Genomic DNA, 13571 nt, shown 5'->3' with positions numbered 1-13571 from the left:
CGGTATCCAGATGTAAGGTTCGTCCCGGCCCAAAAAGCAATCCGAAGGGACGAGTTCGGCAATGTCCACATAGCTGCCATGGCTGGCCAGGTCTACATCGCCCGCGGGTCGCGGCTGTCCGCCTGACGCACAGAGCCCAAAGCTGACGGTCATTTGCAGCTAAGAAACGCACCCTGGTGTTGCCCGTGTTGGTGTTCTTGTGACCAGCGCGAGGATCTCGGTTGCAGCATGCGAACCCTCATTGATCGCATGATCAAGTGCTGTCCAGCTCTCAGCCCACTTCAGCCTACATCGTCTTTCCGGGTTCGCTCCTGCTTGCAGAAGTAGCGCAATCACCTTTGGCAGATTTTTGCGGGCTGCTAACATAAGAACACTCTGTTTGTCATTAACAGGAAGCTCGACGTCGGCTCCGCTCGCGATCAGGACTTTCACGATTTCTGACGCCATTTCGTCAGATTCAGTGTGTGTGGCAAAACTCAACGGGGTCGCCCCATCGCTGTGGCGAACAAAATTTGGCGATGCGCCTAAATCCAGCAATAGCTTGACTGTATCCAGGTCCCCACAAGAAGCAGCCGACATTAGTGGGCTGATCCTTATGCTGTTTGCGTGGTCCACATCAGCACCGAGATCAATCAAAAGCTTAACGGCCTCAAGATTTCCTTCCTGAATAGCCAAGAATAAAGGGGTCTGATTGGCTGAGGCACCCATGATAGTCGATTTCTCAGTATCAACTGGAACTTTCTTTTCAGAAATTAGGCGCCTGATTTTCTTCAGATCACCCTCAAATGCAGCTATATGTAAGGCATCTGCAGGGTCACGCGGCTTCAAGCGACCATGCATGAAGTCAACTAGCATTCCCATCTTTCCACGCATCGCACCCTCTAAATTCACACTTGTAAGCTTTGACTAACGTAGCCTGCCGCGAGTGCTGTGTCAGTCGGCTTCGTCCGCATCGCTGCCCTGTCTGGCCAGGTCTCACTGGCGGGTCGCGGCTGCCCTCCTGGCGCAAAGAGCCCTTATCGTTCATTTCTGCTGTTGTCCGGTTGTCGCAGCAGATCACACCAAAGCGTCATGCCTGCAATCGCGACGATCCCGATTTCCAGCAGGAAGGTCCAATGCAAGACGAAGTTCCAGACCCACCAGCCGTATCTGGCGGGAACCTGAACAAGGTTCACCTCATACGCCGAGAATGGCTTGAGCCATGCGATTTCGGCAGCTACCGAATCCAGAACCATGTGAAGGAGAATAGCCAAGAGCGCCACCCATATGAACGGCTCGGCTTTTCGGCAACGTGTAAGGCGCGTGATGATGAAGGCTAATATCCCCATGAAAATCCAGAAGAGTGGTGCATGAAAAAGGTAAGCATGATGGGCAGTCTGCCTGCCATCGATCAAGTAGAACCAGAGCAAGTCCAAGTCTGGCAGGATCGAGGCACAAAGGCCCGTCAAAATAAGCAATCTTCTATGAGGACGCTTTATCGCAAAGTGTCGGGTCATCAAGTAGCCTGCGGGCAGATGGGCTATGAACATAATGTCCTTTGGTGAAAGTGATGCGTCGCCTGCGCAGGGTCGCATCTATCCAGCGTGAGGGAAAGAGCGTCTCCTCGAACGTCCGCAATGTCCGCATCGCTGCCCTGTCTGGCCAGGTCTACATCGCCCGCTGGTCGCGGCTGTCCGCCTGACGCAAAGAGCCCCGAGCGGACGATACCCATCGGGTTAAATGTAGTCTAGTTCGACCCGATAATCCCTCTGGATCATATCGATCAAAAGGGGTGCGCTTGGAAGAGAGGGGCCCCTAGGATGCCTCTTTTCGGCCTCAGTCAGTGGGCGCTGGACACGCCATTGTTCTGTCCCATTCCAAAAGAACCAGAGCGTATCATCTCCCTTTAGATTGTTCGTTGACCTGAATGTGGGAAAATCGTGCAGGTGATCAGGCACATCAACGTGGGCAACCAGAGAGAAAAGGCCAGCGCGGACGGCGTCTTGTATCAGAAATGCTGTGGTGATCTGTGGAGTGCCCGCAACGACCACGCCGAAATCTTTAGGTTCCTTACCGTAAAAATCCCGGAACACCGAAACGACAAAACTCCACTTCGCATGGGTATGAGTCACCAGTCCATAGCAAACTCCTTCTGACGTCAAAATCTGAAAGACGTCGCCCACCTTTACAGTCCGCCTACCGAGAACTGGCATGCTTCAACTCCATTGTCTGCGGGTCCGATGAATAGCCCTGAACGTCCGCATAGGTGCCATGGCCGGCCAGGTCTACATCGCTCGCGGGTCGCGGCTGCCCGCTTGACGCACGGAGCCCAATGCGGGCGCTAGTGAGCGGGAAGAAAAGCTCATTCCGCCCTCTTGAACTCGCGGTTCGGGTCGTGTCGGAGAACCACCACATCGCGGCACTGGTTAAATGATCTGCCCAGATCTGTAACCACCTGCAGCGAGCACTGCATCTGGCCGGAAGCAACCATCTCGACGGTCAGCCGTGCATGTTGAACCCAGTCTTGTTTCAGTTGACGGCTCGACACATGCTTGCGGAGCATCGTCGAATATCGCTCGGACAATCCAAGGCATTCTGGATCTTGTTGAACATGATTCTCGCCCGTTAATGCCATGACCATGCGGTCAGCGCGGCGGCATTCCATGGTATTTCGCAACTGGCCGAGTGCCCAATATCCGTGAAGATCATTATTGCGGCTGATGAATACGGATAGGATGTCGTGGCTGATACCCAGAAGCTCGATATGTCTTGCCATGCTGCATCTCGTTGAGAGGGCTTTCGGTCTCTCTGCACGGGTGGGGGAATTCAGTCAATGGCAGGTTGATCTGCACCGCTGCCCTGTCTGGCCCGGTCGACACCGTTCTCGGGTTCGGAAGGCCAGATCTATGCATAGAGACCTTTGCGGAAGGTCATCCCAGCGTTAATGTCTCGCGGGCGCGAACAAAGGAAGTCCTATGAAACACGGTCAACTCAGATCCGTTGCCCATAACCTTGCTGACTCGTTGGCAAGCGGGGTAAGCCTGATTACGGGTTTCTGCGATCTTCACGTCTACGAAGATGCAATGCGGTCCGAAGGCGGAGTCCTGACCATCGATCTGCTGAACGGCCAGGTGATCACCGGGACGCCGTCCCCTGATCTCGCAGCGGCTGTCCTGCGCATTCCCGAAGAATTTGACCGCCTCAGCCGCGGCAAATGCCTCTCCCGCGGTGAATGTCGAAGTGCGTTGGCTCATTTCCACGCGAACCAGGTAATGCATGGATTTACGCTGGTCGTCGAGGATAGCTCAGGACGAGTTACAGAAACTGACTTTCAAGGTGTTCCGGCCCGCCGTGTGAGTGAACTCGATCACCTCGGAAGAGTGAGACGTAGCGCAATTCGCCATCGGTGAGAACCCCGAAAACGGCATCAATGTCCGCATAGGTGCCATGGCTGGCCAGGCCTACATCGCTCGCGGGTCGCGGCTGCCCGCCTGACGCACAGAGCCCATTGCGGACGGTCACCCGTTGCGAAGTAGCGGTATCACCGTCTTCCAGAATCGTTCAAACCAAGCTCACGTGTCGTGGATTCTGCGGGCGGTGATGATGTATGCATTGAAACGTGGCGCAATGCTTTCGAATGACCTGAGTGCTGCTAGATTATTTCTTTGCAATAACTCTCTCGGAACGAAGCCATTCTCGAAGTCAATGCGTTGTTTGTCGGTTAAGAGATTCGAATTGCTTACCCACCCTTCATTCGAGTCTTCTTCATAGCCATGCTCGGAGACCATGCCTACATCGATCCCAAGAACGTAGATCGATAGCTCCGTTGCCCTCTCGCAAACCTGTCGCGCAGCGCGGCGATTAAGCTTGATCTCGGGCGGCTGACCTAAATTTTTAAAAAAAATGCAAACATCGCTCTCTACAATGACTTTCAAAACCCACTCTCGCTGCTTTTTCCCACTTCATATACGACGGCGAGAATGTCGCCAATGCCCTCCGCAGTGGAACTGATCGGCGGAAGCTGGATGACCGCTTCGTCCGCATCGCTGCCCTGGCCGGCCAGACCACACCGTTGGCGGGTTCGGAAGGCCAGGTCGACGCACAGAGCCCTTTGCGGACGATGGAAGCCTGCTCTACGGGAAAAGGAAGCAGTCGTTCCAATCAATTTCTGGAAGATCTGGTATTAATACCCTGTCATACTCTGACACCGGGAAACAAAAGAGAGGATAATTTTTAAAGAAATAATCGAGAAGCGATTGATCTTGGAGTTCAACGAGAGGCCAATACTGTCTGAAGTAATGAACAACCTCATCTGCCTCGGCTATCCAGTAGTCCTCGCGCTGTCCAGTAATAATGTTTCCGATCAACTTCGTTCCGATGAGAGGATTGACAACATGCGGAGGTCGCAGAACGTAAAGTTCTTTCTTCTCAATAGCACGATGCAGTGCGCATAGGAACATTTCGGTCGCGACGGCATACTCTATCTTCGGATATTTCTGGCGGAACCACTCCCAGTTCAAGGCAGGGAAATAACCCTGACGCACTATAATCTCCATATTTTCTTCACTTGGAGTCCCAATACCCCAAATTTCTTCAGTGGCCATATTCCTCTCTGTGCTCAGCAAATTTACCCACTCCAATGTGCAACTGATAGCATTGATGTTGAACTCTTTGGTCTTTATTTCACACCCATGATACAGCGCGTTCATGCAATATCCAGTTGACAAGTGCGGACGTCCGCATCGTTGCCCTGGCCGGCCGGGCCACACCGTTGGTGGGTTCGGAAGGCCAGGTCGACGCACAGAGGCCTAAGCTGCTGTTCGTCTGTTGTGGGCCCACAGCGCGATTCGCGGGGCCCAAAACATGCCCAGCAGGGAAATGGCAGAAATCGGTATGCCTATATTATCGAAGTTGCGCCCGAACCCGGATGCCACAAGCGCAAACAATCCGCTTGCCAAAGCGGTCGTCAGGATAGCAGCAAGCTGAATTGCCCGATGTCTACCGAACCTATGTTCGAGCTGTTTGACGGTGGTCATGAAGGTAAGCGCGGATGGAACCAATAGAGCGAGGCCAGCAATAGGGATAAGCACAATGAGACAGATCCCTCCGAACACCAAAATCACAGGGATTACCAGTGGCGCGCTTTGAATTATCCCCGTCAATATCGCGATCGCCATCAGATCAAAGAGTGCGGTGCCAATGAGCATTACAGCGTAAAATGTCCTGAACGCGCTGTCTCCTATCAGCAAACCACGCAACACTGGCTCCTTCTGCAGCAAATTGTTTAAGAGCGATATGAACTATTGCCGTCAACTGCAAGCGCTTGTGGTCGTGGCCGACCGCTTCGTCCGCATCGATGGCCCTGGCCGCCGGGCCACACCGTTGGCGGGTTCGGAAGGCCGGGTCGACGCACGGAGCTCTTAGCGGGCAATCGGGCGTTCGTAGAACTACCGGGCGACGATACGTCTGAACACATCATTAAGGTAGGCTTGGTCATCGATACGGAAGTGCGTCGTCCCGACCATTTCGAAACCCTGTTTCAAGTAGAAGGCTATCGCTGGGATGTTCTCGGAATTGGTGGTCAACCAGACCGATGGGGCATCGACAGACTTTGCATAAAGCAAACCCTGCTCTAACAGCGCCCTTCCTAGTCCTCTTCCGTGGTGGCGCGGCTGAACGTAAAGGGTCGAGATCTCCAATGTTGAGCAGCCCGTTACAGGGGCTACCTTGCCGTGGGTGATGCGAATGAACCCGTCTAGTCCGTCCTTGTTCTCTGATACGATCACATGTTCGCTCGGATCTTCGAGAATGGCGGTAAGCTTGGGCGCTGTGAACTCGTTCAGGGCGAATTCCGCGAAAAATGCATTTACGCCCTGCCGGATATAGGTTCCTAGCCAAACCTCGATTGAAATTGCGGCAAGGATAGGCGCGTCAGATGGGCGCGCTAAGCGAAGGCTCATGCATCGTGTTCCGACATCATTGATGTTCCTCGGAGTCTAGGGCTGTTGGTTAGCGGCAGCAATGACCGCATCTCTGCATAGGATCTGGATACCTGACCCGGCTTTCGACCTGCAGGCCGCGAATGCGGGAAAACTCCCCCGTATTGTCAGTCACGAGGACGGCGCCGGCGGCAGGGGCATGAGCCGGGATCAACAGATCCTTCGGACTAACAGCCATTCGGAGAACAGCGTCACCCGGGCGGTCGAAGCCTCTCTCCTGGCTTGGGAATTGCGCGAAGCCGCGGCGGGACGTAGCGTCGGTGGGGACAGCAAGGAGAGCGCCCTTGTTCCGAGTCGATCGCAACCTGAACCGCATCTCCCCCCTTTCCCGGAAGCGCTTTGGCGAGCTTGGCTTCCGCGAGCGGGAGCATCTGCAGGAATGGCTCGTCCATCAGCCGGATGCGCTCGGCGAGGATCTCCTGATCATCCAGAAGGAGTTCGACGGTTTCGACGAGACGCGGGAGCGCCTCGATCTCCTGGCACTGGACAGGGATGGCAACCTCGTCATCATCGAGAACAAGCTCGACGATTCCGGGCGCGACGTGACCTGGCAGGCGTTGAAATACACGGCCTATGTCTCGGCCCTGAAGACCAGGCAGCTGGTCGACATCTACCAGCAATATCTCGACAGATATGAAGGCGGCGGGTCCGCGGCGCAACGGATCTGCGAGTTCCTCGAGGTCGAGGACATCAGCGATGCCGAGCTCAACCGCAGGAACACCGAGCGCCTGATCTTCATTGCGGCCAACTTCCGCAAGGAGGTGACGGCGACCGTGCTCTGGCTGATCGGGCGCGGGGTCAACGCCAAATGCTTCCGGGTCCAACCGTTCAGCTTCGGGGAAGAGATCCTTCTCGACCTGCAACAGATCATTCCGCCACGCGAGGCCGCCGAATACATGGTCAACCTCGCGGCCAAGGAGGTCGAGGAGAGTGCCAATGCGGAAGGCCAGATGCGGCGCCACGACATGCGCATGGGCTATTGGACGCTGGCGCTCCAAAGAATGCGCGATGACCGCCTTGCGATCTTCTCCAATCTGAGCCCGAGCAAGAACAACTGGCTCTGGGGAAGCACCGGAGTGTCGAAAGTCCATTTCCTGCTGTCCTTCACGCAGCAGGAGGCGCGGGTGGGCCTGACCATGGTCAACAAGGACCAGGCAGAGAACAAGCGCCTCTTTGATGCGCTTCACGCCCGCAAGGAGGAGATCGAGGGCAAGTTCGGCGGCCCTCTTCTCTGGCTGAGGAAGGATGATGGCATCCAGAGCATGATCGCGGCATCGCAGAATTTCTCCGGATTCGATCCGGGCGAGTGGCCCGCCATGGCTGCCTGGATGTCAGAGACATTTCAGAAGTTCGGTCCCGCTCTCAAGCCGGCCTTGCTCGAAGTCGCCGCTGGATTGTCGTTTGCGGGGGAGAGCGAGGACGATGCCTAGACCGCCGCTGCACCGCGCGGCTACCGATGAGCGACGAGATGAGGGGTAGGATTGCCCCGCTGTCCCTGCAGTTTATCGAAGGCGAACAACGGCCGTCGCATGGGGTGCAGTGGACACTGCCTTGTTGTCTTTTCCATCATCGCCTTAATGAAACAACCTAATTTTCTGTCTGCCGAAGCTGGATCATGGCCACCCAAAGGAAATTTCTGGAAACCTCATGCAGGGCGCTTTGGCGGTCATCAGCGACATCCACGGCAACGTTGTTGCCCTCCGGGCAGTTCTGGAGGATATCCGGGAGCAGCGCAGAAGCCCGGAGGCTCCAGCTTAAGGCGGGCCAGAAAACGTAGGCAGAGCAAAGGGCCACCGGATTCGAGTCGCAACTGGATCCCACGGCAGGTCAGCATCTGCAGCCACGGAAGGCATGCATACGAAAGGCCGAGTGGGTGACCCGACCTTCCAAGATCTTCGACATCGAAGGGTAGCTATACAGTTCTATGAAAAATCCCGCTTAGTCTTGCGGAGGCGGGCCGCGTAGAAGTTGAACAGATCCTCTGCCAGCGCTTTTGCTGGCTCTATGGGAAGATCCGATCTGTCTCTGGCGGAGGTCCGGGATGGGAATGCCGCTGCGCTCGAGCGATTGGCCGCGCTCGGCGACATCCCGGCAGGGGACCTGAACTTCTGGACGCCCCAGCATGTCGATGCCCGGACCACATCCTGGTGCGACCACCACCTGACCCGTTCCCGCCTCGGCGGAAATGAGATGAGGGTCTGTCCCGCATGCTTGCGCGAAGATGCCGAACGCGCAGCGTCCAGACCGGACTTGGCGATGTATCTGCGCGCGGAATGGTCGCATGAATTCCGTTTCACCTGCCTCCGCCATAGCGTTTGGCTGACGCCTCTCCAGTCGTGGCAGGATGCGCACGACAACCTGCCGGAAATACCAGCCGATCATCGCCTTGAGGTGAAAGTTGAACCAAGTCCCTTCGATCGCTGGTTTGGCGGGCGGCTAAGCGGGCGGGTGTCATCCACCTGGCTTGACCAGTTCGATCTGCAGGCCAGCCTCGATTTCTGCGACCTGCTCGGGCGCAGGCTGGCGCGCGACCGGTTCCCGCAACTCGTCGACATGTCGCGACGGGACCGCTGGCAGGCGATCTCCACCGGCTTCGAGATCGCGGCTGCGGGCGAGGAGGCACTCCGGACGAAATTCGCGGAAATGCAGCAGGTCGAAGGCGCTCCACAGGATGGCCCGCAGAAGCGCTTCGGAATCCTCTATGGCAATCTCAATCGCTATCACACCGGTGCGGCTTACCATCCCTTCCGCAGTATCCTGCGCGACCACATCATCGCGACCTGGCCGATCGCCGCCGGCGTGCAGGTCCTTGGCGAAGTGCTTCCCGAGCGCCGGCTGCACTCGGTCCTGACCGCGGCAAGGGAGACGGGCTACTCGCCCGAGCGCGTGCGCGCGATCCTTGCCGCGCATGGCCATGTGCCCGAGAAATGCGTGGGCAAGATCAACGCCTGGGAGGTCTTTCCCGCTGGTCCGGCGATGGATCTTCTGCGACGTGTCGGTTGCGGTGTCACCGTAAAGGCCGTGCAGAAGGCGCTGAACATGACCCCTTCCCAGATCAGCACCCTGCGCATGTCGGGTTATCTCGAACCCAGCGTCTCGGGCGATGGCCACCGCCCGCTCTGGGATCTCGCGGCCGCGGAAGCCTTTCTCGACAAGCTCTTGCTCGGAGCCGTGCCCGTGGCAGCGAATGAGCCGGAATGGGGCGAGATCGGCGCGGTTGCCCTTCGCTTCCGCGTCCCGCCGGGCGATATCATCCGAATGCGGTTCGAGGGCCGGCTGCCCTCAATCGGAACGAGACAGGGCATTCCCGGCTATCGCGGCATCGTGGTCCGGTCCTCCGAAGTTGCGCCAAATCTGGTGCGCGCCCCTGCTGGCCACCTGAATATGGAGGGTTTCGCCAAGCGGATCGGCTTGCCCCGGCCGCAGGTGCGGCGGCTTGTCATGGCCGGGCTGACGCCATCCACCATCCTGCGCAATCCCGCATCCGGGGCGATGCAGCACTATGTCTCGCCACAGGATCTTGATGCATTCCACGCCCGCTTCGTCACCCTTCTGACGCTGGCCGAGGAGATGGACCTGCATTGGCAGAAGCTGTCTGGACCGGTCAGGAAGAGCGGCCTCGCCAAATTCCTCCATGAAGGCCGAGATTTCGGGCAGCTCTACGAGCGCAAGGACGTCCCGACCGGCTGGTTTCAACGGGTCCATCCATGACCAGCCTTGCCCTCAGCGTGCGGCACATCGCGGGCGAGACCGCGTTTTCGTTGGCCTCGCGTCTCGCGGCGAGAAACGGCGTCGAATTTTCCGAGTTCCTTCGGGACATGGGAATACCCCTTCGCGCATTGAACGAGGGGAGTGACAGCATGGTCCATCGCCTCGCGGGTCTGGCAAGCGCCGATGCCACCGAGCTGCGGCGGAACACGCCGAGCTTCGATGGTCGTGGCCACGCCAGCCTGCGCGGACATGCCTTCCCGGCCTCGGCCCTGCGCGGACCGACAATCCGAGGCTGCTTGGAATGCCTCAAGGAAGATCTGGGGCAGGGTGGATCCGACGGTGCCGCGATCCGGGGCGTCTGGCTTCTGTCGCATGTCACCATCTGTTCCCGTCACGGCCGTCCTCTCGAACAGCTCTGGGCTGAGGCGCAGCCGATCCGGCGCCATGACAGCTCGGCTCGGCTGCTCGAGGGCAGCGCGGATTCATGGAAGGACGGAACGGCTCCCGAGAAGCGGGAGGCCACGGCCTTTGAAAACTGGCTGCAGGATCGCCTCGATGGAACGATGCGAGAAACCAACTGGCTCGACGGGTTTTCGCTGCATGCAGCAAGCATCTTCTGCGCCGAGCTGGGCCGGGCGGCAATCCCGACCAAGCTGCCGAAATGGCGAAAGCTCGGGTCGGAGCTGCACTGGTGGCCGAGCGCCGTCGGATTCGATCTCTGCAATCGCGGCGAGTCTGCCCTATTGGTCGCCTTGGCCGACCTGCAGCAGATGATGGGTAAACCCCAGGACGGGCCGAAGAAGATCTTCGGGAATCTGCACGAGATTTTGGCGGCCGATCCGTTGCCGGACGATCTCGTTCCGTTCCGGAACATCCTGCGCCGTCACATGGAGGAAACCTGGCCGCTAGGGCCGGGCGAGGAGCTGCTGGGCGAGCCGGTGCTGAAACGCCGCCTGCATTCGGTCCTGACCGCCTCGCGTTCGACAGGGCGGTCATCCGACGAGAGCCGAAAGGCCTTGGTCGAGGCGGGGCATATCCCTGACGCGCATATGAAAGTTCCGGATGCCTGGGCGGTCTTCGATGCGCGCGAGGCCGCGGCTTCCCTAGAGCAGCTCGCTGCGGACCTGCCGGATGAAGAATTTTGCCGGGTATTCTGCTTGATGCGTGATGTGCTCGATTCCGTCAGGGATTCAACCCTGTTTGCTGGCGCAAAGCACGCCAACGGATCGTGGAATCCGGTTCGGGGGCAGGCCTTACTGGACGATCTGCTGCGTGGAGCCGAGACGGTTTATGTCGCGATGCATGGCTGGGCGGATATCCCGGCAGCTGCGCGGCGCCTGAATTGCCAAGCCGCCGAGATCATCGAGATGATCCGCGATGGCCGATTGCGCCGCATCGGCCGCTACGTCCAGCGCCATGGCTTCGCGTCGATCCTAGTCGATCTGGCGAGCATGGCAGAGGGCAAGAACCCACTCTCGGCCGAGCATTTCGCCGTGTCTCAGGGCATTCCGAAAGACGAGATGCTGAGCTTCCTGAAGTGCGAGACCTCACCTTCGAAGGTTACGGGCTCGCCTCGCGGAAAAGGTGAGCGCCGCGTGCTGGGCCCGGAGGATCTCGCTGCCTTTCACCGAGACTTCATCAGCCACCGCAAACTGGCCCTAATGGCCGGCCTCAGCTGGGCCGAACTCGACGGACAGCTTGAGCGGCAGGCCATCGGACCTGTGCCAGGCTTCCGGCGGATTTACCGGTGCGCTGACCTGCCCGCCCTCATCGCCCTGACCTAAACCGCCCTGCGAGCCGATCAGGGCTTGACAGGCCTTGCGCACGCTTCTGCTTTCCTTTGCGCACTCATCTGCTTTCTTTGGCTATGTGAAACCTGTGGCCTAGAGCATCGGTTTTCCCGCGACATAGGTCTGCGCGATGGCGCGGTCGTCGCCCATGATCTGCAGGATGAACAGTTCCTCGGCCAGCGTGGTCGCGCGTTCCATCCGCAAGGTCATTGCCGGGGTCGCGCGGCTGTTCAGAACCACCAGGTCGGCGTCGGTGCCAGCGGCGAGGGTGCCGATACGGTCCTCCATCCCCAGAACCAGTGCGTTGCCGCGCGTCGCCCAATGGAACGCGGCAAAGGGATGCAGCTTCTGGCCCCGCAGTTGCAGGATCTTGTAGCCCTCGTTCATCGTCTGCAGCATCGAATAGCTGGTGCCGCCGCCGATATCTGTCGCGATCCCGGCGCGGATGCCACGGGCACGCAGACCGCCTTCGTCGAACAGTCCCGATCCCAGGAACAGGTTCGAAGTCGGGCAAAAGACCGGGTGGCTGCCCGTCTCGGCCATGCGCGCGATCTCGCGCTCTTCCAGGTGGATCGAGTGGCCGAGCAGGATCTTGTCGCCCAGCAGCCCGTAGGTTTCATAGATGTCCAGGTAATCCCGCGCCTTGGGGTAAAGGCTCAGGGTAAAGGCGATCTCGTCCAGGTTCTCGCTCAGATGCGTCTGGATGTGGCAGTCGGGATGTTCACGGGCAAGCTGGCCCGCCATCTCCATCTGCTGGGGGGTCGAGGTGATCGCGAAGCGCGGGGTGATCGCATAGCGTTGCCGCCCGCGGCCGTGCCACTTTTCGATCAACGCCTTGCTGTCGTCATAGCCCTGCTGGGGCGTGTCCAGCACGGCCTCGGGCGCGTTGCGGTCCATCATCACCTTGCCGGCAATCATGGCCATGTTCCGCGCCTCGGCGGCCGAGAAGAGCGCCTCGGCCGATTGCGGATGGACCGAGCAGAAGGCGACCGCCGTCGTGGTGCCATGCTGGACCAGCAGGTCCAGAAACTTCTCGGCCATGGCGGGTGCGTGTCCCTGCTGGGAAAAGCGCGCCTCCTCGGGGAAAGTATAGGTGTTCAGCCAGTCCAGAAGCTGCGCGCCCCAGCTTGCCACCACCTGCACCTGCGGGAAATGGATATGGGTGTCGATGAAGCCCGGCAGGATCAGGTTCGGCCGGTGGTCGATCTCGGGCAGGCCATCGGCCCGCAGCGTGGCATAATCGCCCGTCGCGACGATCTTGCCGTCTTCGACAAGGACCGCACCATCCTCATGATAGGTGAACGCGTTCTCGACCTCGACCGGGTCGGCGTGGAAAGAGAGCGTTCGCCCCCGGATCAGTTGTCGCATGAGTGTTTGTGGAACTCGGGTATGGTTTGGGTCAGGCGGCCGATGATCTCGGCTGCGGTGAAGGCGGCGATGACCTCGGGGCGCTTGTCGCGCGAATGGCCGGCACCGATGGGGCAGGTCAGTCGGTCCGTGTCGAGGCCCTGGGCGCGCGCGAAGCGGCGGAACTGCGCGAGCTTCGTCTGGCTGCCGATCATGCCGATATAGGGCGCGTCCATGCGCCTCAGCGCCTCGGAGGCGAGAAGAAAGTCGAGCGCGTGGTCATGGGTCAGCACGATGAAGGAGGTACCGAAAGGCGCATTGCGGATCTCGGTCTCGGGCAGGGGGGTCAGGATGGTCTCGCCGCGCGCAAGGGCAAGCTCTTCCGCGCGCTGGTCGATCAGGATCGGGCGCAGCGGCAGCAGCGCCAATGCACGCGAGAGCGCCCGCCCGACATGGCCCGCGCCGAAGATCTGGACCACGGGATGCTCGGGGGCGGCGGGCGCCTCGGTGATGCGGCTCAGGGCGAGTTCGACCCGTCCGCCGCAGCATTGTCCGATTTCGGGCCCGAGGGGGACGTCCATCCGCGCCTGCGTCTCTCCTCGTGCGAGCATTTGCCGTGCGCGGTCGATTGCCATGTATTCGAGCTGCCCGCCGCCGATGGTTCCTTGGATGGCTTTGGGCGTCACGATCATGATGGCGCCGGTTTCGCGCGGGGCTGAGCCGCGCGTGCGGGTGATCTCGACCC

13 protein-coding genes and 1 pseudogene are annotated in these 13571 nt (G+C 59.2%); 5 read left to right on the top strand and 9 right to left on the bottom strand.

Annotated features, from left to right (window positions below; translation table 11 throughout):
* Positions 1-159: 159 nt before the first annotated feature.
* The 3 genes from ACO2Q4_RS13970 to ACO2Q4_RS13960 form a co-directional block, all read right to left on the bottom strand.
* Positions 160-855 carry an ankyrin repeat domain-containing protein gene (locus ACO2Q4_RS13970; protein ID WP_423319946.1) on the bottom strand — a complete coding sequence of 232 codons (696 nt, stop codon included), beginning with the start codon at positions 853-855 and terminating at the stop codon, positions 160-162.
* Positions 856-1016: 161 nt separating this feature from the next.
* Entirely contained in the window at positions 1017-1529 is a 513-nt protein-coding gene (locus ACO2Q4_RS13965; protein WP_423319944.1) for a metal-dependent hydrolase, read from the bottom strand.
* An 812-nt stretch (positions 1530-2341) separates the two neighbouring features.
* Positions 2342-2755 carry a hypothetical protein gene (locus ACO2Q4_RS13960; protein WP_423319942.1) on the bottom strand — a complete coding sequence of 138 codons (414 nt, stop codon included), beginning with the start codon at positions 2753-2755 and terminating at the stop codon, positions 2342-2344.
* A 199-nt stretch (positions 2756-2954) separates the two neighbouring features.
* Between ACO2Q4_RS13960 and ACO2Q4_RS13955 the strand changes: the two genes are divergently transcribed.
* Positions 2955-3389: a hypothetical protein gene (locus tag ACO2Q4_RS13955; protein WP_423319940.1), complete on the top strand. Its 435-nt coding sequence runs from the start codon at positions 2955-2957 to the stop codon at positions 3387-3389.
* 162 nt (positions 3390-3551) lie between these two features.
* On the opposite strand, the gene ACO2Q4_RS13950 is transcribed toward ACO2Q4_RS13955, so the two are convergent.
* From ACO2Q4_RS13950 to ACO2Q4_RS13935, 4 genes are all read right to left on the bottom strand, one after another.
* Complete coding sequence (locus ACO2Q4_RS13950; RefSeq protein ID WP_423319938.1) at positions 3552-3914, bottom strand: hypothetical protein; 363 nt, start codon at positions 3912-3914, stop codon at positions 3552-3554.
* Between the two features lie 198 nt (positions 3915-4112).
* Positions 4113-4688 (bottom strand): hypothetical protein, encoded by a 576-nt coding sequence (locus tag ACO2Q4_RS13945; protein WP_423319936.1) that lies wholly within the window; start codon positions 4686-4688, stop codon positions 4113-4115.
* A gap of 99 nt (positions 4689-4787) precedes the next feature.
* Positions 4788-5237, bottom strand: coding sequence for a hypothetical protein (locus ACO2Q4_RS13940; RefSeq protein ID WP_423319934.1), 450 nt, complete (start codon positions 5235-5237; stop codon positions 4788-4790).
* A gap of 189 nt (positions 5238-5426) precedes the next feature.
* Complete coding sequence (locus tag ACO2Q4_RS13935) at positions 5427-5939, bottom strand: GNAT family N-acetyltransferase (RefSeq protein ID WP_423319932.1); 513 nt, start codon at positions 5937-5939, stop codon at positions 5427-5429.
* Between the two features lie 323 nt (positions 5940-6262).
* Between ACO2Q4_RS13935 and ACO2Q4_RS13930 the strand changes: the two genes are divergently transcribed.
* From ACO2Q4_RS13930 to ACO2Q4_RS13915, 4 genes and pseudogenes are all read left to right on the top strand, one after another.
* Positions 6263-7408: a DUF4268 domain-containing protein gene (locus ACO2Q4_RS13930; protein WP_423319930.1), complete on the top strand. Its 1146-nt coding sequence runs from the start codon at positions 6263-6265 to the stop codon at positions 7406-7408.
* A 574-nt stretch (positions 7409-7982) separates the two neighbouring features.
* A pseudogene (locus ACO2Q4_RS13925) lies at positions 7983-8282 on the top strand (TniQ family protein); the annotation flags it as partial.
* 144 nt (positions 8283-8426) lie between these two features.
* The gene (locus tag ACO2Q4_RS13920) at positions 8427-9689 is read left to right on the top strand and encodes a hypothetical protein (protein WP_423320317.1); all 1263 of its coding nucleotides are present in this window, start codon (positions 8427-8429) and stop codon (positions 9687-9689) included.
* Positions 9686-11473, top strand: a complete 1788-nt coding sequence (locus tag ACO2Q4_RS13915) for a TniQ family protein (protein WP_423319928.1) — start codon at positions 9686-9688, stop codon at positions 11471-11473. Before ACO2Q4_RS13920 ends, ACO2Q4_RS13915 begins: the two co-directional genes overlap by 4 nt.
* Before the next feature lie 99 nt (positions 11474-11572).
* On the opposite strand, the gene guaD is transcribed toward ACO2Q4_RS13915, so the two are convergent.
* Both guaD and xdhC read right to left on the bottom strand, forming a co-directional pair.
* On the bottom strand, positions 11573-12847 hold the full coding sequence (guaD, locus tag ACO2Q4_RS13910; protein ID WP_423319926.1) for a guanine deaminase: 1275 nt from the start codon (positions 12845-12847) through the stop codon (positions 11573-11575).
* On the bottom strand, positions 12835-13571 hold a 737-nt coding region (xdhC, locus tag ACO2Q4_RS13905), incomplete at its 5' end, for a xanthine dehydrogenase accessory protein XdhC (RefSeq protein WP_423319924.1). The genes xdhC and guaD, both read right to left, overlap by 13 nt.

It is taken from the genome of Paracoccus sp. KR1-242, from assembly GCF_049446195.1.
Lineage (GTDB): Bacteria > Pseudomonadota > Alphaproteobacteria > Rhodobacterales > Rhodobacteraceae > Paracoccus > Paracoccus broussonetiae.
Note: the sequence above shows the minus strand (reverse complement) of the source record. Positions and strands in the feature narration are given on the sequence as shown.